At 72.8% G+C, this 22,338-nt stretch carries 18 protein-coding genes and 1 pseudogene; 8 read left to right on the forward strand and 11 right to left on the reverse strand.

What is annotated here, in order from left to right:
- Window positions 1-26 precede the first annotated feature (26 nt).
- Window positions 27-1,373 (reverse strand): extracellular solute-binding protein, encoded by a 1,347-nt coding sequence (locus O7616_RS22065; RefSeq protein WP_282303721.1) that lies wholly within the window; start codon window positions 1,371-1,373, stop codon window positions 27-29.
- Window positions 1,374-1,392: 19 nt separating this feature from the next.
- Complete coding sequence (locus tag O7616_RS22070) at window positions 1,393-2,523, reverse strand: LacI family DNA-binding transcriptional regulator (protein ID WP_282259186.1); 1,131 nt, start codon at window positions 2,521-2,523, stop codon at window positions 1,393-1,395.
- A gap of 238 nt (window positions 2,524-2,761) precedes the next feature.
- Between O7616_RS22070 and O7616_RS22075 the strand changes: the two genes are divergently transcribed.
- The 8 genes and pseudogenes from O7616_RS22075 to O7616_RS22110 form a co-directional block, all read left to right on the forward strand.
- Window positions 2,762-4,090: a Gfo/Idh/MocA family oxidoreductase gene (locus O7616_RS22075; protein WP_282303722.1), complete on the forward strand. Its 1,329-nt coding sequence runs from the start codon at window positions 2,762-2,764 to the stop codon at window positions 4,088-4,090.
- A 24-nt stretch (window positions 4,091-4,114) separates the two neighbouring features.
- Complete coding sequence (uxaC, locus tag O7616_RS22080) at window positions 4,115-5,545, forward strand: glucuronate isomerase (protein ID WP_282303723.1); 1,431 nt, start codon at window positions 4,115-4,117, stop codon at window positions 5,543-5,545.
- Window positions 5,546-5,600: 55 nt separating this feature from the next.
- Window positions 5,601-6,905, forward strand: a complete 1,305-nt coding sequence (locus tag O7616_RS22085; protein WP_282303724.1) for an enolase C-terminal domain-like protein — start codon at window positions 5,601-5,603, stop codon at window positions 6,903-6,905.
- Window positions 6,896-8,389, forward strand: coding sequence for a mannitol dehydrogenase family protein (locus O7616_RS22090; protein ID WP_282303725.1), 1,494 nt, complete (start codon window positions 6,896-6,898; stop codon window positions 8,387-8,389). The genes O7616_RS22085 and O7616_RS22090 overlap by 10 nt, the downstream gene beginning before the upstream one ends.
- Window positions 8,390-8,466: 77 nt before the next feature.
- On the forward strand, window positions 8,467-9,681 hold the full coding sequence (locus O7616_RS22095; RefSeq protein WP_282303726.1) for a Gfo/Idh/MocA family oxidoreductase: 1,215 nt from the start codon (window positions 8,467-8,469) through the stop codon (window positions 9,679-9,681).
- Between the two features lie 40 nt (window positions 9,682-9,721).
- Complete coding sequence (locus O7616_RS22100) at window positions 9,722-11,107, forward strand: polysaccharide lyase family 1 protein (protein ID WP_282303727.1); 1,386 nt, start codon at window positions 9,722-9,724, stop codon at window positions 11,105-11,107.
- A 190-nt stretch (window positions 11,108-11,297) separates the two neighbouring features.
- A complete protein-coding gene (locus O7616_RS22105; protein WP_282303728.1) occupies window positions 11,298-12,023 on the forward strand; it encodes an HD domain-containing protein in 726 nt (241 codons plus the stop codon).
- Window positions 12,024-12,044: 21 nt separating this feature from the next.
- Window positions 12,045-12,242 (forward strand): annotated as a pseudogene (locus O7616_RS22110) (BBE domain-containing protein); the annotation flags it as partial.
- Window positions 12,243-12,446: 204 nt separating this feature from the next.
- Here the strand turns inward: O7616_RS22110 and O7616_RS22115 are convergent.
- The 9 genes from O7616_RS22115 to O7616_RS22155 form a co-directional block, all read right to left on the reverse strand.
- Entirely contained in the window at window positions 12,447-13,229 is a 783-nt protein-coding gene (locus O7616_RS22115) for a BTAD domain-containing putative transcriptional regulator (protein WP_282303729.1), read from the reverse strand.
- A gap of 137 nt (window positions 13,230-13,366) precedes the next feature.
- On the reverse strand, window positions 13,367-14,494 hold the full coding sequence (locus O7616_RS22120; protein ID WP_282303730.1) for a hypothetical protein: 1,128 nt from the start codon (window positions 14,492-14,494) through the stop codon (window positions 13,367-13,369).
- A 13-nt stretch (window positions 14,495-14,507) separates the two neighbouring features.
- On the reverse strand, window positions 14,508-16,853 hold the full coding sequence (locus tag O7616_RS22125; protein ID WP_282303731.1) for a hypothetical protein: 2,346 nt from the start codon (window positions 16,851-16,853) through the stop codon (window positions 14,508-14,510).
- Window positions 16,854-16,864: 11 nt separating this feature from the next.
- Window positions 16,865-18,301, reverse strand: coding sequence for a baseplate J/gp47 family protein (locus tag O7616_RS22130; protein WP_282303732.1), 1,437 nt, complete (start codon window positions 18,299-18,301; stop codon window positions 16,865-16,867).
- A complete protein-coding gene (locus tag O7616_RS22135) occupies window positions 18,294-18,827 on the reverse strand; it encodes a hypothetical protein (RefSeq protein ID WP_282303733.1) in 534 nt (177 codons plus the stop codon). Before O7616_RS22135 ends, O7616_RS22130 begins: the two co-directional genes overlap by 8 nt.
- Before the next feature lies 1 nt (window position 18,828).
- Window positions 18,829-19,152 carry a hypothetical protein gene (locus O7616_RS22140; RefSeq protein WP_282303734.1) on the reverse strand — a complete coding sequence of 108 codons (324 nt, stop codon included), beginning with the start codon at window positions 19,150-19,152 and terminating at the stop codon, window positions 18,829-18,831.
- A 10-nt stretch (window positions 19,153-19,162) separates the two neighbouring features.
- Window positions 19,163-21,190, reverse strand: coding sequence for a hypothetical protein (locus tag O7616_RS22145; RefSeq protein ID WP_282303735.1), 2,028 nt, complete (start codon window positions 21,188-21,190; stop codon window positions 19,163-19,165).
- The gene (locus O7616_RS22150; RefSeq protein ID WP_282303736.1) at window positions 21,187-21,837 is read right to left on the reverse strand and encodes a hypothetical protein; all 651 of its coding nucleotides are present in this window, start codon (window positions 21,835-21,837) and stop codon (window positions 21,187-21,189) included. Before O7616_RS22150 ends, O7616_RS22145 begins: the two co-directional genes overlap by 4 nt.
- A complete protein-coding gene (locus O7616_RS22155) occupies window positions 21,837-22,337 on the reverse strand; it encodes a hypothetical protein (protein WP_053659787.1) in 501 nt (166 codons plus the stop codon). Before O7616_RS22155 ends, O7616_RS22150 begins: the two co-directional genes overlap by 1 nt.
- Between the last annotated feature and the right edge of the window lies 1 nt (window position 22,338).

A 22,338-nucleotide genomic window follows, 5' to 3' on the forward strand; every position in this document is an offset into this window, starting at 1 on the left:
GCTCCTCTCCTCGCCAGGTGCGGCGGTCAGGCGATGGCGGACTTGCACGCCTCGACGAACTGGGCGGCGGCCTCGGCGGGGGTGGCCCGGCCGTACTGCGCGTTCTCGGCGGCCTTGATCAGCTCCGACTTGACCTTGCTGTGCCCCTTGATCGGCACCTGCGGCGACGGGCCGAACTTCTGGGTCAGCTCGGCCTCGACGGCGATGGACTGCTTCATGGCCGGGTCGGTGGTGTCGTCGCTGACCACCCGCCGCAGGTCCAGGTTGGACGGCAGCCCTCGATCGGTGCCGAGCAGCTTGACGGCCTCCAGGTCGTTGTTGAGGAAGTTGATCACGTCGACGGCGACGTCCTTGTGCTTGCTGCCCTTGAACACCGACCAGTACATCGAGGCCCGGGCCCACTGCGCGCTGGGGTCACCGGGGTAGGCGATCACGCCCAGCTCGTCCTTGGTGTTCTTCTTCAGGTCCGGCATCTGGTTGGCCCAGACCCAGGAGGTCGCCGACTTGCCGGTGACCACGAGCTGCTTGGTGACGTCGCTGGAGTTGCCCTCGTGGATCACGTCGGCGGTCGGGGTGGCCTTGCGGTCCCGGGCGCCCTTCCACAGGTCGAACCACTTGGTCACGTCCTCGGCGGTGAAGCCCAACTCCTTGCCCTGGTAGAGGTCCTTGCCCTGCTGGCGCAGCCACACCCAGAGCGCCTTGTAGTCGGCGCTCGGGTCCTGGGTGCCGGGCACGCCGGTCTTCTTCGACACCTCCTCGGCCCAGGCGATGTGCTGCTCCCAGGTCATCCCGGTGGTCGGCTCGGGCAGGTTGTGCTTGGTCAGCAGCGTCTTGTTGTAGACCAGGCCCTGGGTGTTCTCCCCGGCGGCGAGGCCGGCGAACTTGCCGTCCACCACGCCGTACTGCCAGAGGCTCTCGGGGAACTTCGAGGTGTCCAGCTTGCCGGACTTCTGGTACGGGGTCAGGTCCAGCGTGGTGTTGCGGGCCGCGTACTCGGCCAGGTAGTTGTCGTCGATCTGGAACAGGTCCGGCGGGTCGCCACCGGCGGTGAGCGTGGCCAGCTTGTCGAAGTAGCCCTGGTTGGCCTGCCAGGTCTTCTCGAAGGTCACGTTCGGGTGCTTCTCGGTGTAGAGAGCCAGCGCGTCTTCGGTCAACTTGGCCCGGGCGTCGCCGCCCCACCAGAAGATGGAGAGCTTGACCGGTGCGTTCGGATCGGCGGCGGGCTCGTCGTCGCCGCAGGCGGCGGCTCCGAACATGAGCGGTGCGGCGACCGTCACGGCCAGCAGGCCACGCAGCAGGCGCCGCCGAGGCAGCGGGGTACGGTGAGCGCGCCCGACGGGCGCGTCAGTGGTGGGGGGCGTTGCGGGGTGCATGTGCGCTCACTCCTCGGCATTAGGAGGCGACGGCGTCACCGGTGGCCGCGGTCGGGATGCCCGGGCCCGCAGGGCAATGCGGGTCCGGGCCCAGCGGCGCGGCCAGGGGACGTGCCGGTCGGGCGTGCGGGCCCGGGCCGGTCGAGTCGCGGATGACCAGGTCGGTCTGGAGCATTACCTGTGCGGTGGTACGACGGACGCCGAGCGCCGTGCCGGCACCCAGCCCTCGCGCGCCGCGCGGTGACTCGGTGTCCTGTTGCAGCAGCATGTCGACGGCCGTCCGGCCGGCGGCCCCGGTGGGTGTGGCCACCGTCGTCAGTTTGGGGCGGGTGAGCCGGCTCAGGGTGATGTCGTCGACCCCGACGACGCTCACCTCCTGCGGCACCCGGACCCCGAGTGCGTCCAGCCCTTCGATGAGGCCGATCGCCATCAGGTCGTTGTAGGCGAGCACGGCCGACACGCCGCTGCGCCGCACCTGCTCGGCGACGGCGGATCCGCCGGTCTCGGTGGGCGCGTTCGGGCCGAGCACCGTCAGTTCGGCGCCGCCCGCCCGGGCGGCCGCGCCGGCGGCCCGGCGCATCTCCCGGTTGGTCCACGAGCTGCGCGGGCCGCCGAGCAACGCGATGCTGCGGTGTCCCAGGCCGATCAGGTGCTCGATCGCCGACCGGGCACCCTGGCCGACGTCCATCAGCACGCAGGGCAGGCCGGTCACCTGGCGGTTCACGACCACCAGCGGCACCTCACGGCTGAGCTGTTCGATCAGGCTGTTGCTCATCCGTGGACTGCACAGCAGGACCCCGTCGACCTGCTTGGCCAGCGCGTGGACCAGCTCCTCCTCGGCGGTCGGGTCCTCGTTGGTGTCGGCCACGAACACGTGGTAGTCGCGGTGCCGGGCCTGACTCTCCGCCGCCTTGATCAGCGGCGGGAAGAACGGGTTCGCGATGTCCGCGATGATCAGCCCGATGTTGTGCGTACGTCCGGTGATCAGTGCCCGCGCGGCCCGGTTCGGCCGGTAGCCCAGGTCCTCCGCGCAGGCCAGCACCCGGACCCGGGTCTCCGGGTTGACCAGGTGCGGAGCGGAGAAGGTGCGGGACACGGTGGAGATGTGCACACCGGACGCCCGGGCGACGTCCCGGATGGTGACTGGCACGGCGGCCCCTTCGTCCGATGTGGTGGCGGTCACGCGGGTGTGGCCCATTAATGCAAACGGTTGCGCCAGTGTCAACGGTCAATGGCTACAGTTCTGTTGCACCCGGACTCCTCCTGGTGAACTAACACCTCACAAATACGGACATTCATCACCGTTGGCATCGTCGCCGTTGACGTGATTGCATCGATCGTGATTACTTCATTGCAAACCTTTGCAGCATGATCGGAGAGGCGACCGCATGTCACCGAGAGCCGACGGCCGGGTCCGGTACGCCGTCGTGGGCACCGGCGCGCGAGCCGAGATGTTCGTCCGCGCCCTGGTGCTCGACCACGCCGACACCACCGCGCTGGTCGCCTTCGCCGACGTCAACCAGGCCCGGATGGACGCGCACAACCGCTGGCTGACCGAGCTGGGTCACCCGCCGGTGCCCACCTACCCGGCCGGTGACTTCGCGGCCATGCTGGACGCCGAACACGTCGACGTCGTCCTGGTCACCAGCGTCGACGTGACCCACGACGAGTACGTGGTGGCCGCGCTGCGCGCCGGCCGGCAGGTCGTCACCGAGAAACCGATGACGGTGGACGTGCCGCGCTGCCGGCGCATCCTGGACACGGTGGCCGAGACCGGTGGTCGGGTGACCGTCGCGTTCAACTACCGCTACAACCCGCTGCACGAACAGGTTCGCCGGCTGCTCGCCGAGGGCGCGGTCGGCGAGATCGGCTCGGTGCACTTCGAGTGGCTGCTCGACGTGCGCCACGGCGCCGACTACTTCCGCCGCTGGCACCGCGACAAGGCCAGCTCCGGCGGGCTGATGGTGCACAAGGCCAGCCACCACTTCGATCTGGTCAACTGGTGGCTGGCCGCCACCCCCGTCGAGGTGTACGCGGCCGGTCGGCTCTTCTTCTACGGCGAGGACGGCCGCCGGCACGGCTACGCCCGCGACTACGACCGGGCGTACGGCTCCCCCGCCGCCGCCGACGACCCGTTCGCGCTGCGACTCGACGCGCACCCCCGGCTGCGGGAGTTGTACCTCGACGCCGAGGCCGAGGACGGCTACCAACGCGACCGCAACGTCTTCGCCGGCGGGGTGAGCATCGAGGACGACATGGCGGTACTCGCCCGCTACTCCACCGGCGCCACGATGACCTACCACCTCACCGCGTACGCGCCCTGGGAGGGTTACCGGGTGATGGTCAACGGCAGCCGGGGCCGCCTCGAACTGGAGGTCACCGAGAACGACTTCGTCGACCGGGGCACCGCCGGCGCGGTCAAGGGCGCCGCCCTGCACGGCACCGAGGCTCCGGCCGAGGGTGGTGGCGCGACGCTCACGCTGCGCCCGTTCTGGCAACCGCCCCGGCAGATCCCCGTCGAGGGTCGCAGCCGGCACGGCCACGGCGGCGCGGACTCCCGGATGACAGCCGTGCTCCTCGGAGGTCGACCCGACCCGCTGGACCGCGCCGCGACCGCCGACGACGGCGCGTCGGCCCTGCTCACCGGCCTGGCGGCCAACCGGTCCTTCGAGACCGGCGAACCGGTCCGGGTCGCCGACCTGCTCACCCCCCGCTGACCAGGAGACGAGGAGCCCATCCCCGTGCCGACGTTCGACCACACCGACCTGCTCCTGCCGCCCGAACCGGGCCAGCGCACGCTGGCCCGGGAGCTGTACGCCCTCGCGGCGGAGCAACCCATCATCTCGCCGCACGGGCACGTCGACCCGGCCCTGCTGGCCGAGGACCGGCCCTTCGGAGACCCGGCGCAGTTGCTCATCGTGCCCGACCACTACCTGACCCGGATGCTGCTCAGTCAGGGCGTACCCCCGGCGGACCTCGGCGTGCCCACCCGGGACGGCAGCCCGGTGGAGACCGACGGACGGGTGATCTGGCGACGGTTCGCCGCGCACTGGCACCTGTTCCGGGGCACCCCGTCCCGGCTCTGGCTGGAGCAGACCTTCCGCACCGTGTTCGATGTGCACACCCCGCTCCGCCCGGCCACCGCCGACGCCCTCTACGACGAGATCTCGGCCCGCCTCGCCGAGCCGGACTTCCGGCCCCGGGCGCTGTTCGAGCGGTTCGGCATCGAGGTCCTCGCCACCACCGAGTCGCCGCTCGACGACCTCGGGCAGCACGCCAAGCTCGCCGCCGACGGCTGGGGCGGGCCGGGCGGGCGGGTGGTCACCACCTTCCGTCCGGACGACGTGGTCGACATGGAGTTCGAGGGCTGGTCGACGAACGTGGACCGGCTCGGCGAACGGGCCGGCGAGGACACCGGCACGTACACCGGTTATCTGGCCGCGCTGCGGGCCCGGCGCGCCGCGTTCATCGCCGCCGGCGCGACGTCCTCCGACCACGGCCACCCCACCGCCCGCACCCTGGACCTGACGCCGCAGGAGGCCGGGCGGCTGTACGACCGGGGCCGGCGCGGCCAGGCCGACGCCGCCGACGCGGAGGCGTTCCGCGCGCACATGCTCGTGGAGTTCGCCCGGATGTCGCTCGACGACGGCCTGGTCATGCAGCTGCACCCCGGCGCGGTGCGCAACCACAACCGCTGGCTGCACGCCCGGCACGGTCGCGACGTCGGCGGCGACGTCCCGCAGGCCACCGAGTACGTGCACGCGCTCGCCCCGCTACTGGAGCGCTACGGCAACGACAGTCGACTGCGGGTCGTGCTCTACACCCTGGACGAGGACACCTTCACCCGCGAGTTGGCCCCCCTCGCCGGCGGGTACGCCGCCCTGCTGCTCGGCGCGCCCTGGTGGTTCCTGGACTCCCCCGAGGTGCTGCGCCGGTTCCGGGAGACGGTCACCGAGAGCGCCGGCTTCTACAACACCGCCGGGTTCGTCGACGACACCCGGGCGTTCTGCTCCATCCCGGTACGCCACGACGTGGCCCGCCGGGTCGACGCCGGTTTCCTGGCCCGGCTGGTCGCCGAGCACCGGCTGCCGATGGACGAGGCCGCCGAGACCATCGTCGACCTGGCGTACCGACTGCCCAAGCGGGTCTTCAACTTCGGCGGCGACCAGTGAGCGCGAGGAGTGCAGCGCAGCGGAGCCCCGCAGTCGCGAACGAAAGGCAGGCTCAGTGAGCATCACCATCACCTCCGTCGAGGTGCACGACGTGCGGTTCCCGACCGCCGCGCGAGGAGACGGCTCCGACGCGATCAACCGCGGCGACTACTCGGCGACGTACGTGGAGTTGGGCACCGACGTCGGGGCGACCGGCGCGGGGTTCACCTTCACCAACGGTCGGGGCAACGAGATCACCTGCGCGGCGGTCCGCGCGCTGGCCCACCACGTACGGGGGCGCACGGTCGAGGAGATCGCGGCGGAACCGGTGGCGTTCTGGCGCTCGCTCAGCGCCGACGTGCAGCTGCGCTGGCTGGGCCCGGAGAAGGGCGTCATCCACATGGCGACCGGTGCGCTGGTCAACGCGGTGTGGGACCTGCGGGCGACAGTGGCCGGCAAGCCGATGTGGCGCTTCCTCGCCGACCTGCCCACCGACGACCTCGTCGCCAGCGTCGACTTCAAGCACATCAGCGACGCGCTCACCCCGGACGACGCGGCGGCCATCCTCGACAAGGGACGCGACGGCCTGGCCGACCGGTTGACGACGCTGCGACGCGACGGTTTCCCCTCGTACACCACCTCGGTCGGCTGGCTCGGCTACCCGGACGACAAGGTGCGGGCGCTGACCCGGCAGGCGTACGACGACGGTTGGCGGGCGATGAAGATGAAGGTCGGCGGCCCGCTCGCCGACGATCTGCGGCGGGCCCGGATCATCCGGGAGGAGATCGGCCCCGGCGCGTTGCTGATGATGGACGCCAACCAGGTCTGGGACGTCGACGAGGCGATCACCGCGATGACCACCCTCGCGGAGGTCGACCCGTACTGGATCGAGGAGCCGACGCACGCCGACGACATCCTCGGCCACGCCCGGATCGCCCGCGCGGTGACCGAGCTGACCGGCGGCCGGTGCCGGGTCGCCACCGGCGAGGTGGCCGCCAACCGGGTGATCTTCAAGCAGTTGTTGCAGGCCGAGGCGATCGGCGTGATGCAGGTCGACGCCTGCCGGGTCGGCGGCGTCGACGAGGTCCTGGCCGAGTTGCTGCTGGCGGCGAAGTTCGGGGTGCCGGTCTGCCCGCACGCCGGTGGGGTCGGCCTCTGCGAGTACGTCCAACACCTGGCGATCTTCGACTATCTGCGGGTGGGCACCGCGCTCGACGGTCGGATGGTCGAGTACGTCGACCACCTGCACGAGCACTTCGTCGACCCGGTGCGTACCCGCGGTGGCCGTTACCTCCTGCCCGAACGGCCCGGATACAGCGCCACCATGAAACCGGCGTCGATCGCCGAGTTCCGCTTCCCGGACGGTCCGGCGTGGCGGTGACCGTCGGCGCCTCCCGGCTCGGCCTGGGCATGGTGCGCCACCTCCCCGTCGAGGCCCGCCCCCTGATCCGGCCCGGTACGGTGCCGACCGGCGTCGTACACCTGGGATTGGGCGCGTTCCACCGCGCCCACCAGGCGGTCTTCACCGAGGCGGCGATCGGCGCGGCCGGCGGCGACTGGGGCATCGTGGCCGTCGCGCCGCGCAGCACCGCGGTCGTCGAGGCGCTCGCCGCCCAGGACAACCTGTTCACCGTCAGCGCCCTCTCCGCGACCGGCAGTGCCACCCGGGTGGTGGGCGCGCTGAGCGGTGTCCGGCACGCGGCCGGCGACCCGGACGCCGTGGTGGCGCTGCTCGCCGACCCGGCCGTGCGGGTGGTGACGCTGACCGTCACCGAGAAGGCGTACCAACTCGACCCGGTGACCGGCCGCCTGTCCCCGGACTCGGCGCTCGCCGCGGACCTGGCCGGGGGCCGTCCGCCGACCACCGTGCCGGGGCTGCTGCTGCGCGGGCTCGCCGCCCGGGCCGCCGCGGACGCCGGGCCGGTGGCAGTGGTCAGCTGCGACAACCTCCCCGCCAACGGCCGTCGGCTGCGGGGCATGCTCGACCAGACCGTCGGACGGGCCGCCGGGGTGCCCGCCGGGCTGGTCGAGTGGGTGGCCGCCAACGTCTCCTGCCCGGGCACGATGGTGGACCGGATCGTCCCGGCCAGCACCCCGGAGACGATCGAGGCGGTACGCCGGGCGCTCGGCGTGACCGACCTGGCGGCGGTCGCCGCCGAACCGTACGCGCAGTGGGTGATCGAGGACGACTTCCCCGGCGGTCGGCCGGGCTGGGAGCACGCCGGGGCGGTGCTCACCGACGACGCCGGCCCGTGGGAGCGGTTGAAGCTGCGCGCCCTCAACGGCGTCCACTCGGCCACCGCCTACCTGGGCGCGCTGGCCGGTCGGGAGACCGTCGCCGAGGCGCTGGAGATCCCGCACCTGGCCGACGTGCTGCGCCGGTTGATCGCCGAGGACGTCGCCGCCAGCTTCACCCCACCGGACGGGGTCCGGGTGGTCGACTACGGCGAACAGGTCCTCGCCCGTTTCGCGAACCCGGCGATCCGCCACCGCACCCTCCAGGTGGCGATGGACGGCTCGCAGAAACTGCCCCAGCGCGTCCTGCACACCATCGTCGACCTGCGCGCGGCCGGACGGTCCGCGCGCTGGGGCGCGCTGGTCGTGGCGTCCTGGTTGCGCTTCGCGCTCGGGTACGCCGACGACGGCCGGTCGTTGCCGTTCCAGGACCCCCTCGCCGGGCCGATCCGCGCCGCGCTCGACGCCGGCAGGCAGAGCCCGGCGGGCGCCGTCGACGCTCTCTTCGCGCTGCGTGAGGTCATCCCGGTGGAGGTCGCCGAGGACGACGAGGTCCGCGCCGACGTGGTCGCCTGGCTGACCGCGCTGGAGCAGCACGGCGTCGAGGCGACAGTGGCCGGTGCCCGATGAGCGGACCGACACGGGCCGGTGGGCGGTGAGCGGCCGCGGACCGGCCGGCGCCCGGTCAGGGGCTGCGGACCGGGCAGGTGTCCGATGAGCGAGCCGACACGGGCCGGTGGGCGGTGAACGGGGCGACGCCGCCGCCCCGGGTGGCGGTGATCGGGGCGAACGGGCACGGCCGGTGGCATCGGCGGGCGATCGCGCCGCTGCACGCCGACGGCCGGTTGCGACTGGTCGCCCTGGTCGACGTCCGGCCGGTGGAGGACGACCCGGCGGCGCCGGTGCCTCCCGGCGTCCAGGTGTTCACCGACCACCGGGCGATGCTCGCCGCCACCCGGCCGGACGTGGTGGTGATCTGCACGCCGCCGCACACCCACCTGGCGATCGCCCGCGATGCCCTGGCCACCGGCGCGGACCTGCTGGTGGAGAAACCCCCGGTGCTGTCGCTGGCCGAGCACGAGGAGCTGACCTGGGCTCTCGCCGCCGCCGGACGGGTGGCCCAGGTCGGCTTCCAGGCGCTCGGTTCGGCGGCCCTGACCGCGCTGACCGACGCGCTCGCCGCGGGTCGACTGGGCACCGTCACCGGCATCTCCACGGTGGCCGCGTGGCAACGGCCGGACGCCTACTACGCCCGCTCCCCCTGGGCCGGCCGTCGGAGCCTGGACGGCCGGCCGGTGCTGGACGGCGCGTTGGCCAATCCGCTCGCGCACGCGGTGATGCAGTGTCTGGCCATCGCCGAGGCGCTCGGCGGCGCGACGCCCTGGCCGGTGGCGATCGAGGTGGAGCGTTACCGGGTCCGCCCGATCGAGGTGGAGGACACCGCCGTGCTGCGGGTCCGGTTCCGCGCCGGCCCGCCGATGCTGGTGGCGGTGACCCTGGCCGCCGAGGAGTTCGTGGCGGGCGAGGTCGTGGTGACCGGCACGGCCGGGCAGGCGGTCCTGGAGTATCCGACGGACCGGCTGCGGCTGCCCGGTGACGTGGTGACCCGCCGGGTGCCGGGGCGGTCGGGACTGCTGGAGAACCTGCTCGCGCACCGGGCCGACCCGGCCGGGGTGCCGCTGATCGCGCCGCTGGCCCGTACCGCGCCGTTCACCGCGCTGCTGGACGCGTTGCGGGCCGCCCCGGAGCCCCGGCTGCTCGACGGTGACCTGGTGACCACCGTCGGCGAGGGCGGGGAACGGGTCCGTCACCTGCGCGGCGTCGTCGACGTGCTGCGGCGGGCGGCCGAGCGGGGGGCGCTCCCGAGCGAACTGGCGGTGCCCTGGGCGGTCGCCACGTACCGCGCCGAACTGACCAGATAGCCGGACCCCACACCCCCGCCCCCAGTGAACGGAGAGCGCCATGCGCAGAGTCCTCACCGGCGCGACGATGGTCGCCCTCCTGCTCGGCGCCGCCCCGGCCGCCGCCGCTCCCCGCCCGGAGGCCCCGGTCGCCCTCGCTGCCCGCCCCGACTCTCCGGCGACCGACCGGCTCTCCGTCTCGGCCCGCCACCTCGGTCGGCAGGTGCTGCCCGAGCGGGACGGCTGGGCGGCCGAGGGCCCCGGCACCACCGGCGGTTCGACGGCCGCGCCGGAGCGGACCACCGTGGCGCGTACCCGGGCGGAACTGGTCGCCGCCCTGGGTGGCGACAACGCCACCAACGCCACCGACGCGACACCGAAGCTCGTCTACGTCGACGGCGTCATCGACGGCTTCGAAGGGCCCGACGGCGCTGCGCTGAGCTGCGCCGACCTGGCCGACCCGGCGTACCGGCTGGATGCCTACCTGGCGGCCTACGACCCGGCGGTGTGGGGGCGGGTCGCCCCCAGCGGGCCGCTGGAGGAGGCCCGGGTGCGTTCGGTGGCCGCCCAGACCCGGCAGACCCAGATCAACGTCGGCTCCAACACCACGATCGTCGGGCTGCGCGGCGCACGGTTGACCGGGCTGACACTCATGATCGACCGGGTGTCGAACGTGATCGTCCGCAACCTGACCCTCGTCGACGCCCGGGACTGCTTCCCGGCCTGGTCCCCGACCGACGGCGAGGCCGGCAACTGGAACAGCCAGTGCGACCAGATCTCGGTACGCCGCAGCGAGAACGTCTGGATCGACCACAACACCTTCACCGACGGCGACAACCCGGACAGCGCCCAACCCGTCCACTTCGGTCGGCCCTACCAGGTGCACGACGGCTCGCTGGACATCACGCACACCGCCAGCCTGGTCACCGCGTCGTGGAACCGTTTCACGGGGCGGGACAAGCTGCTGCTGATCGGCTCGTCCAACACCGTCGGCCCGGACGTGGGACGACTGCGGGTCACCGTGCACCACAACCTCTTCGACGGCGTGCTGCAACGGTTACCGAGGGTGCGCTTCGGTCAGGTCGACGTCTACAACAACCACTACCGGCTCGGCGGGGACGACTTCCAGTACGCGCTCGGCGTCGGCGTGCAGTCGGCGATCTACGCGCAGAACAACTTCTTCACGCTGGGCGCGGCGGTCGACCCGGGCGACCTGATCTACGACTGGGGCGGCACCGCGTTGACCGAACGCGGCAGCTGGGTACGCCGGGGCGGCGGGCCGGCACGACCGGTCGACCTGCTGGCGGCGTACAACGCGACCCACGATCCCGACCTCTCCGCCGACGCGGGCTGGACGCCCACCCTGCGCCGCGACCCGGTCCTCCCGACCCCGCTGGTCCCCCTCCTGGTAGGCCCGCGAGCCGGCGCCGACCGCCCACCGACCTGACCCGCTCAACCCCGTTGATCACCCCGCCCACCCCCGTCGATCATGGAGTTGTGGTGACCCGTTTGGGATTACCGGCGAACTTTGTCACCCACCACAACTCCATGATCGACGGGCTGAGGGGCGGAACGTGCGGGTCGGGTCGGCGACGTAGGGGCTCATCGATGTGGGGAAGATCGGCTATAAGTGACGCATGGATTTCCCGCCGCACCTGGGCAGCATGCCGATGCACGCGATCACCGAGATCCACGGCGAACCGGGTCTGCTGGAGCGCTTCCGGTTGGAGGTTCAGCAGTTCGACGACGCCGCCCGGGCGCGGTTGACCGCCGCGCTCGATCTCGCCGCCGACCTGCACCGCCACGACCGACGCGTCCGTGAGCCTTACCTCAACCACCTGTTGCGGGTGGCGATCCGGTTGATGCACCACTACCAGGTGCGGGACGTGGACGTCATCGTCGCCGGCCTGCTGCACGACGCGGTCGAGGACCACCCGTCCGAGTTGGCCGACGGCGACCCGGGGGCCGACCCGACCGGGGCCGCGTTGAGCGCGCTCACCGCACGGTTCGGGCCGCGGGTGGCCACCCTGGTCGCCGCCGTCACCAACCCGGTGTACGACCCTGAGCGCGACCGCAACGCGCAGTACCGGGAGCACCTGGCGGTCAGCCTGGACCGGGAGCCCTGGGCCCGCGTGATCAAGGTGTCGGACTTCACCGACAACGGTGTGGGGGTGATCCACACGGTCGGGCCGAAGGTGGTGTCCTCGGCTCGCAAGTACCGGCCGCTGGTGCCGCTCTTCCGGGACCTGATCGGCCGACCGGACACACCGCTGTCGCCCGCGGTGAAGCGGCACATCTTCGGCCAGCTCGACCTGGCCGAGGAGCGCTTCAGCGCCATCCTGGACCAGCCGGCCCCGAACTGAGCCGTCACTCCGATCGCCCAGGCGTGGATCGCCGAGTTCAGCCAGGCACTGCGGCCCTACGTGGACGGGGCCTACGTCAACGTGCCCGACGTCGGGATGGCCGAATGGGAGACCGCCTACTGGGGACGCAACGTCGACCGGCTGCGCCGGATCAAGGCGAAGTACGACCCGCACAACGTCTTCCAGTACGAGCAGAGCATCCCACCGGCGACACACTGACTGACGCACCGCGCCCCCCACCCCACCGCGCCTCGCTCACCTCACCTCGTGCGCGTCCTTTGCTCTGCACCCATGGGCGCACCAGCTACAGACGGTGACCGTCGCCTCCGCGGGTGCAGAGCAAAGGACGGAAGGGAGGTGTCCGGGGGACGCGGCTGTGGACGGCCGAGAGAGGGCGAAGGTGTGGGGCCGGGAAGGCGCCGGCTACGGAGACGGCACTGTCGCACCGGTCGCACCGGCGCGGACCAGCTGCTCCAGCCAGGGTGTCGGGGCGACGCCCAACTCCCGGCCCAGGTCGGCGCGGAACAGCTCGAACCGCCGTACCGCCTCGTTGATGTTGCGCTCGGCCAGGTGCACGGCGATCAACGCCCGGGTGGCGCTCTCCCGCAGCGGCTCCAGGTGCACGGCGGTCAGCGCCACCTGCACCGCCTCGCTGTACCGGCCCTGCGTGGTGAGCCGCTCGGCGAGGGCCTCCAGCGCGTACAGCCGGGTTTGGCGCAGACGTTCCCGCTCGGTCAGGACCCAGTCGTCGTACCAGCCGGGCAGCAACTCGCCGATCGCCAGCGCCGGCACGCCGGGGCCGACACCGACCGCCGGTGACCCACCGGCCAGCAGGGCGGTGGCCGCCGCGCCCAGGGCGGCCACGTCGCTGGTGACCCCGGGGGCCAGGGCCAGCCGGTCGTCCTCCCGCACCAGCGGTTCGGGGGTCACCCGGTGCAGCCGCCAGAGCATGGTGCGCAGGTTGGCGCGGGCACGCTCCTCGTGCGAGCCGGGCCAGAGCGTGCCGGCGGCTTCGGACCGGGCACAGCGCTGACGTACGCCGAGGTAGGCCAGCAGTCGACGGGCGCCCTGCGGCACCGGCACCGCCCGGCCGTCGCGTTCCAACCCGAACCCGCCGAGCAGCCGTAACGCGTACCGGGGAGGCACCCCCGTGTCGGTCTCGGGTGTCCCGGTGCGATGGTCCCGCGTCACCTCGTGAACAGCCATGCATGCGCCCTTCGCACCCGATCGCCCCGTGGGAGTTCCACGGTCGGGTGTGGACGATGGTCACACCAGCGCAGTGTCGTCACACCGACCCGGCGAGCGGCGTGGATCAACCGTTCGCCGGAGTCGGTGCCAGCCGTTCATCGCAGCTTGCTCAGCGTCTGGGCGTAACCGGTCCACTCGGCGGCGTCGCCGACGTCGGCGCGTACCCCGGCCTCCTTCATGATGCCGAGCACCTGCTCGGCGGGCGCGTCGGCCAGCTTCCCGAGGGTGCTGATCCCGGCGCGGGCCAGCGCGGCGCGGGCCTTGGTCGGCACTCCGGCGAGCATGGCGATGTCGGCGTCGGCGATGTTCTCCAGCTCGGCTTCGACGCCGAGCGCGGCGGAGACCGCCGACTGGGCGCCGACCGTCGTGCGGACGATGACGGCCTCCCGCTCGCTCACCTCCGCGAACATCGCGTCCAGGCTGGGGTAGCTGGTCTCGGCCGGGAGGACCCTGAGCACGTCGCGGATGGTCCGGCCGTCGGCCACCTCGTCCTCGCCGAAGAACCGGATGAACTCCACCAGCTTCACCTCGCGCGGGAAGCGCTGCCGGACGTCACCGTGCTCGGCGGCGTACCGGGCGAGTTGGGCGGCACCACGGACCTTCGGGCCGACCACCACGTCCACCCCGAGGGTCTCCACGGCGGGCAGCACGATCGTGCCGGCCTTGGTCTGCCAGATGCTGACCTTCTTGTCCATGAACATCGTGGTTCCCATGTACTTACCGAAGTCGAGCGCGCCGATGTAGTTGGGGATCTGCTCGAAGGTGTACGGACCGGGCACGATCTTGTTCTCGTGCACCGTCGAGTGCAGCCGGTTGATCTCCGCGCGGATCTCGTCGAGCAGCCGGCGCAGGCTGACCCGCATGGCCGCCATACAGGAGAACGCCTTCGCCAGGTCGGCGCCGAGGTGGTCCAGATCGTGCTCGATGCGGTGGAACCGCTCGTTGAAGCCCTGCTCACCGGGGGTCTGCCCGGCCTGCACCACGTCCTCGCCGTCGACCCAGTCGGTGTGCGCGAAGGTACGCGCGAACGGTGGCGGCGCGCAGCCCGGCTCCACCGCCGGGAACGACTCGGCGTAACTGAACACCCGCTTCGCGGTGCCCACGTTCTCGTAGATCCAGGACGAGACCAGCACGCTGGCGTCGGACGCCGGAATGCCGTGTTTGGTGAACGCCTCGTACAGCTCGGTGACGGTCACCCCGTCGTAGTTGATCTCACTCGCCATGGTGGTGTCCCTCTCAGAGCTGGTCGTACACGCCGCGGTGCCGGCGCTGCTGGAAGGTGCGGAAGGTCCGGGCCACCGCCGGGCGCAGCGGCTCGGCGGTGCCGTCGTCGTCGAGGTCGACGTGGTCACGACGGATGCCGAACGTGTTGACCTCCACGCCGAGCGGACAGACCCGCGACAGCGCGTTCATCAGCCGCTCGTACTGCTCCAGGTTCACCGTCACCCCGTCGGGCAGCTCCACCCGGAACTCGTACGGGTCGGTCCGGCCGGTCCGCACGTAGGACAGCGCCACCACGGCGACCAGCCCGGCGTGGGTGGGCCGCAAAACGGTCCGCGCGCCGACCGCCTTGATCTCCGCGGTGCCGCCGCCGAGCCCCACCGTGTACCAGCGGAACCCGGTGGCCCGGCGCTCGGCCAGGTTCAGCCCGGCCTGCGGCAGGCCGATCACGCTGCACACCAGCAGGACCCGGTTGCCCGTCTCGACGAGGGGCAGCGCGGCGGCGAGATGCTGGTCGCGCAGCAACCCGACCAACCGGGCGAGCCGGTCACCGGCGGCCGGCTGGCCCGCGATCAGCGCGGCGGCCAACGCGGCCGGCAGTTCGATGGTCTCCACCAGCTCGTCGGGGAGGCGGTTCAGTGCGGCCACCACCGGCGCCGGGTCCCGTACCGCCGGCAGAGCGGCGGCGGCCAGGACCGCGTCGACCGGTTGACCGGCCGGTCGGGTCGGCACGGCCGCCCACCGGGTGCGCGCCACCGCGTCGGTCAGCGGGTTCCACGCCGTCTCACCGGCGCTGGTCCAGGCCGTCCCGGCCGCGGCCAGCCCGGCCAGCAGCAACGCGTTACCGCCCGGGTCGCCGGGCGCGTGGAACTGCGCCTCGACGTTCGTGTCCGCGCCGACCGCCGCGCTCAGCGGCGCGGTCACCGCCAGCCCTCGGGTGGGCAGGTGCGACAGGTACATCCGGGTGGTGCTGATCCGGTGCGTGGTCGGCAGCCCGCAGAGCCGCCACAGCCACGCCACCTCGCCGTCGGCCGCCGCGGTCGGCACACCGGCGGCGCGGGCGGCGGCGATCAGCGCCTCGGCGGTCCGGTCGGCGGTGACCGCACGCCCGGTGTCCAGCACCCGGTTGCGCAGGTCGGTCGCCTGCGCGGGGGTCGGCCAACTCACGTCCACGCCGAGACCCAACTCGTAGCGGCTGCCACCGGCGTCGTCCTGGGCCCGGGTCACCTGCCACACGATCGACGAGCCGAGCGCCCGACAGACCCGCCCCGCCCGGTCCAGCGCGGCGGCCAGCGGCGGCGCGATGCCGTGCGTGCTGTCGAAGGTGTACGACTGGCGCAGGCTGGCCCGCAGCGCGGTGATCTCGGTCAGTCGGTTGGCGGGCAACGCCCGTCCGGCGTGCACCGTGTTGTTCGGCGGGGTGTTCGCGGGCAGCACGAGACGGTCCCGGCGCAGGTGGGAGAGGAAGTTCGTGCGGTGCTGCGGATCACCGGCGGCGACCAGCCGGATCGCCACCGCGAACCGGTCGTCGTCCTCGCGCAGGGTGAACCGTGCGCCACCGGGCAGGTCGGCGAAGAGCCCGGTGTTCGGGTCGGTGTCCGCGCCGGGGCCGTTGAGCAGCGTGCGTACCGCGCCCGGGGTGGGCAGCAGGAACCGCCGGTAGAGCCCGAGCCGGTGGGCGTACGCGGCGTCCGGCTCGCGGGCCGGTGGGGCCAGCCGGCGGGCGTACACCTCGCCGTTGGTCGGCTCGTGCACCAGCTCGTCGACGAAGCGGGCCACCCCGACGTCCGCGCCGATCCGGTCCAGCGCGTCCCGCCGGGCGTACGCCAGGGTGCGGTAGGCGTGCACCTCCCGGGCCGCGCGGCGCAGCCGGTGCTTCTCGTACGACACCAGGTAGAGCAACCGACCCAGGTTGCCCTCCAGCACGGCCAGCTCGACCAGCCCGGTGAGCGCGGCGCCGGTGACCGCCGTGGCGGCCGCACCGTCGACAGCGCGCTCGGCCGTGACGGCTACCGCGAACGAGGCGACCAGCGGCTCGTCGGTGGTGTCCGGGACGTACGCGGGCACCGACGCCCCGGCCGCCGACCAGGGCGCGAAGACCACCGGCGGTAGCGCCCGCTCCCCCGCGCCACCCGGGTCGACGGTGACGGTCACCCGCACGGTCTCCTCGGCCAGGTCGCGGCGCAGCACGACGGTGAGCAGCGGATGCCGGCTGGTCCAGTCCAGCACCGCGGCGCCGGTGCCGGTGAGGGGCACCACCACCCGCCGGACCGTTCCGGGGTAGGGGCCTTCCAGCTGGTCGACGAGGTTACGTTCGACGGACGGGTCGGCGCCGTCCACCGGTACCCGGATGTCGGTCATCGGGCCCCCGCTCAGACGATCCGGAACGGCCGGGGGTCGTCCCGGTCGACGTAGACGGGCACCTGGTTCGCGGCGAGTACCGCGTTGTCGCCGACCGGCAGTCGCTGCACGCCGTCGCCGGTGGGCGCGGTGCCGGTCACCACCACCGCCGAGTCGGCCGGGAAGCGGACCAGCCGCAGGTCGCGCACGTCGGCGACGCCCGGCTCGTTCATCAGCGTCCAGATCACCTCGGCGGCGCGGACCGGCTCGCCGAAGGGCAACTCGTCGACGTAGCGGCGCAGTCGGGCGTGCAGTCGGGCCCGCAGCTCGGCGGCGGCGGTGGACGCGTTCACCGTCTCCTTCGAACCGGTGGGCAGCGGCAGGCCCCGGATCACCAGGTCGGCCTCGACGCCGATGCCCACCTCGTCGGCGCGGTCCACCGAGGCGAAGATGCCCACCGGGCGGAGGTCCTCGATGACCGACTCGACGGCGGCGTGCAGACCGTCCGGGCCGTCCCAGATGGCGGCGGCGGTCGGCGCGACGAGGACCGTGACGTAGTACGGGTTGCCCAGGTCGCGTTCGGTGCTGAAGACCCGCTCGATGAAATTGAAGTTGCCGAAGATGGACTGGTTGAGGTCCAGTCCGCCCCGGCCGTCGAAGACCTGCACCTGACGCACGCCGGGCACGGTGGCCACGGCGAGGCCGATCGCCTCGGCGGTCCAGATGGAGCGGGGCGCGGCCAGCAGCAGTTGCCGGTAGCGGGCGTCGGGAACCTGCTGTTCGCCCCCGGTGAGCGCGACGGTGTGGGTGATCTCCACCAGCTCCGACCCGGCGGCCTGTTCGGCGTCGTCCAGGTCGGCCAGCAGGGTGTCGGCCCGGTTCCACCTGTCGATCTTCTGGTTGGGTTGTGCGGGGTCGAGGTTGTGCGCGGGGCCCGGGTAGAAGGCGGCGACGGCCGGCACCCGTTCGGCCACGGCGGTGGAGAGCACCACCGTCTCGTCCAGGGCGACGTGGTGCCCGCCGGGGGTGGACAGTCGGGCACCCCGGGGCAGGGTGAGCTGCGTGCGGCCGGTGGGCAGTGCGGCCTTCAGTTTCAGCTTCACCGTGCCCCGCGCCGGCAGGTACGGGCGGGGGATGCCGAGTTCCTCACCGAGGCGGGTCAGCGCGTCGGCGGTCGCGGACACCACGTACGAGTTGTCGTAGACGGCGCCGAGCGCCGCCCAGAGCCGGGCGTCCTCCAGCGCGGCCAGTTCGAGGACCTTGCGCAGCACCGCGCCGCTGGTGAGGTCGATGTCGTCGCCGAAGAGCAGCCGGGCGGTGGCCAGCTTCTCGGCGAGCAGCCGGGCGAAGGACTTCGGTACGAAGCCGCTCTCGACGATGCCGAAGCCGGTCGAGCCGGTGGACCGCAGCGCGGCGGCGTCGACGGCCAGCACGTCGGCCAGCTCGGCCGGGATTGTCTGATCAGACATTGGGCAGCTCCCCGAGATGCACCGAGAGCCGGTCGTCGGTGATGGTTTCGAACTGGACCTGGACCTGGAGGGTGCGCGACGCGCGCAGCGCGGCCCGCGACGCATCGGCAGCGCCGTCGGCGCTGCTCTGGCCGTTGTCGGGGCCACCGACACCCAGCCGACCGTCGTCGAGGTTCACGTCGACGATCTTGCGGACGCGCGGGTCCCGGTCGAGCAGGGTGATGATGCCGATGCGTACCTGTTCGCGGATCAGGTTCGGCTCGATCTGTTCGGCGAGGGCGTTGAGACCGTCGAAGCCGAAGGTGGCGTCGAAGACATTGGAGCCGCGCAGCGTGGTCAGCGCCACCGCGAGGCTCTGGGCCACGTTGTCGGTGCCGGCGACCAGCGCCAGCACCCGGCCGTTGGGGCCGTCGTCGAAGACGACGTCGCGGGCCAGGTCCACACCGGGCATGGTGGGTTCGAAGGCGAGGCCCCAGCCGAGGTAGCGGCGCTGGGCGGCCTGCCGTTCCCGTTCGGTCCGGTCCATGTCAGACCGCCTTCAGCTTGCTCTGCCCGGCGGTGGCGGCCAGGCCGGAGGTGCTGCCGTCGGTGGCGCCGCTGAGCGAGCCCAGTGCCACCCCGACCCCGCCCACGGTGAGCTTGCCGGCGGCTCCGGTCGCCGAGACCACGGTGCTGCACTGCTTGGTGGAGTTGCTGGTGGCGATGGTGCAGCCGGCCACCGACTTGCCGGTGATGCCGTCCAACCGGACCACCGGGACGCGGTTGACTGTCACCGTGCCCTGCCCGGCCGGGGAGACCTTCCCCTGGCTGGGGCAGTGCACGTCGCTCGACGTGGTGAGCACGAAGGCCATGTCGGTCTCCTCAGTGGACGTTCATCGCGTTGGCGACCTGGACGTCGACGTCGTCGGCGGCGATGTTGACGGTGCCGCCGCTGATGTTCACCGGGCCGTCGCCCGCGTCCAGGTCGATCTGGGTGGCGGTGATGGTGATCGAGCCGTCCTGCTTCATGACGATCGACGACCCGCCGGCGGCGTGTTCGATGGTGATGCTGTCGGCCTCGTCGGCCCGGGCCGGGCGCTGGCCGCGACCCCTCAACTGCGCTCGGCCCACCCGTACGGTCAGCTCGCCCAGCTCGATGACCCGGTTGCCGTCGCCGTCGGTGAGGTCGTGCGCCACCTTGCCGTCGTGGTCGGCGGGCACCACCGTGTCGCCGATCGACGAGCGACGGTTGGTGGCCACCCCGACCGGCAGCGACAACCACCAGTCCCCCGGCTGGGACACCGGGGCGTGCCCGGTGGGCCAGAGCGCGCCCACCTCCACCGGGTCGTCCGGCGCGCCGTTGCGGTAGGCCAGCGCCACCCGGGTGCCCGGGTAGCGGGGCAGGATGAGCCCGCAACCACCCCAGGCGAACGGGGTCAGGTAGGTCACCCCGGGCAGCGGGGCGGGCTGTTCCCGGCGGACCGGCAGGCGGCGGGCGCCGTTGGGGCGGCCGTCCGGGCGAACGAGGCCCTCCCACACCGTCTCGGTCTGCGCCGGTGGTTCGACCGCCCCGCTGGCGTTGGTGGCCGCCGCGCGTACCTCGCCGATCTCCAGGCCGCGGGTCTCGCCCCGGGCCGCCCGGGCGGCGCGGCGCACCGCCTCGGCGGCGGCCACACCGGGCGACGACGCCGGTCCGGCCGGCTCGGCGGCGGCCACGCCGGAGGCGTCACTCCAGCTGTCCCACGCCTGCGCGCCGGAGGCCACCTCGACGCCCTGCACCACGGTGACGAACCCGGCGGTCCGCGACACTGTGTGCCGGGCGGCGCTGAGGTAGAGCAGTTTCGCCCCCGCGCCCAGCTCCCCGGTCGACGGGGCGAACGGCGCGGCGAACGACCCGAGCAGGGCCGCGCCGACGCTGCCCAGCGTGGTGGCCTCGTCGGTCGCGGGCGGGTCGAAGCGCACCAGGTCGCCGGGCTTGAGGTCGGGGCGGCCCTTGAGGGTCAGCGTCCACGCCTTACGGCGCGGCGCGGCGGTGCCGCCGGATTCGGTGGCCGCGTACGGGTCGGTGTCCTGGCTGCCGTTCTCGGTGCACGCCAGCAGGCCGGTGGCGAGGGTGAGCGGCTTCGGTTCGCCCTCCGGGTACGGGATCGGCCGCTTTCCGACGTGCACGGTGCCGTCGCGGATCAACAGCATTCCCCGCCCGTACGCGTTGAGCGACTGCTGCACCGCGCCGCCGATCCGCTCCAGCGCGGCCCGGTAGAGCAGCCCGGCGCCGAAGGCGGCCCGTTCGTCCCCGGCCGCCTCGGTGGCGCCGGAGGTCATCGTGCCGTCCGGGTCGGCGCCCCAGGTGGTGATGTCCACTCCGGTGCGCCGGGCGATGGCCGACACCGCGGCGCTGAAGGTGGCCGCCTCGAAGCGTTCCGCGACCCGCTGACCGAGCCGGGCGTACGCCTGCTCGACGAGGGTCAACTCGGTGTCGTAGGTCCGCTCGCCGGTGAGTCGGCGGATCTTCGTCACCCGCAGCACGGCGACCAGCGCCTGGGTCAACTCGGCCGGGGTGGGGCCGGCGTTGACGCCGACCAGGTTGGTGAAGAACGCGCCGACCGAGGTGTTGGCGTCGCGCCAGTACAGGTGCAGCTTCGCCACCAGCGGCGGCTGCCCCTCGGCGGTGCGCAGCGCGGCGAAGTGCTCGTCGATGAGCCCCTGCACGGTGACCGTGTACGCGCCCGGGCCCAGCCCGTCGGGCAGGGCGGCGTCGATGGCCGCGTAGTAGTCGGCGCTGGTCAGCGTGAGCGCCACGTCGGGGCTGAGCCCGGTCGGGGTCTCCCGGTGGAAGGTGATGGTCCAGCCGGCGTCGTTGCCGACCGCGCCCTGGCGGACCTGACCGGTCTGGAACGGCGTGAACGTCATCGCAGAACCCTCCGCAGCTTCTTGTCGAGCAGGTACCGGTAGCGCAGCCGGGCCGGGCCCAGCTCGGACTCGACGCGCTGCGCGGGTGGGCGGCGACGCCAGACGAACTCGTTGATCGGCGGCGGCCCGAACTGGTCCACCGCGCGGTCGGCCCGACGCCAGGCCAGCACGATGGACGAGCCGTAGTCGCCGGAGCCGCGTACCGTCCCGGCGTGCAGCAGCCAGGCGAGCACCAGCACCTCGACGGCGACCGGGGCGGACCCGGTGGGGTCGGCGGGTGTGCCGGCGTCCGGGCAGACCCGGCGCAGACCGGCGGCGAGCGGCACCGAGCCGAGGATCCGGGTGCCCTGGCGGACGACGAGGCGCAGCGGCACCCGGCCGACCAGCGCCGGGGGCGGGGGTGCGGTCGGCGGCGCGGGCCGGGGGGCCAGGTCGTCGGCGGAGCTGCTCACCACGGCGAGCGGGTCGGTGGCGAGCCACTGCCGGGCCAGCCCGGTGGGCAGGATCAGCACCGCGTGCACACCGGCGCCCAGCTCGACGCGGTGCGGGAGGCCGGCGGTGAGGTTCTGCCGTACCTCGGTGAACCCGTCGGGCACCTCGACTGGTGTCTCCGGCAGCAGGTAGCGGTCGATCGGGAACGGTGGCATCAGTTGCCCAACCCGTCGGCGAGCGCGCCGACTCCGATGCTGGCCACGTCGAGCAGCTTGCCGAGCAGGCTGGGACGGGGCACGTGGACGAGGGTGATGGTGGTGTCCAGGACGTCGCGGCGCGCGGCGGAGGCGTTGAAGGTCAACGACTGCACCTGCATGTCGGTGCGGATGGTCATCGAGGTGACCAGGATCAGCCCGCCGAACTTCCCCCCGGAGTACGCGGCGAGGGCGGTTCCGCGTTTGCTCGCCTCGGCCATCGTCTCCAGGGCGAACTTCCAGGCGTAGCGTTCCGCGCCGACGAGCACGCCGGTCAGCGTGATGGTGTCGTCGTGGGTGGCCACGATGGCCTTGTGCGCGGTGGAGCCGATCGGCGGCAGGTGGTACGTCTGGGCGAGGGAGATGGCGGTGACCGCCCACAGGGGGATCGGCAGCACCCCGTCGCTGATGATCGCCGACGGCACCGTTCCGTACCGCATGAAGCTGCTGGTGATGGCCATG

Origin of the sequence: Micromonospora sp. WMMD964, from assembly GCF_029581455.1 — a bacterium.
Classification (GTDB): domain Bacteria; phylum Actinomycetota; class Actinomycetes; order Mycobacteriales; family Micromonosporaceae; genus Micromonospora.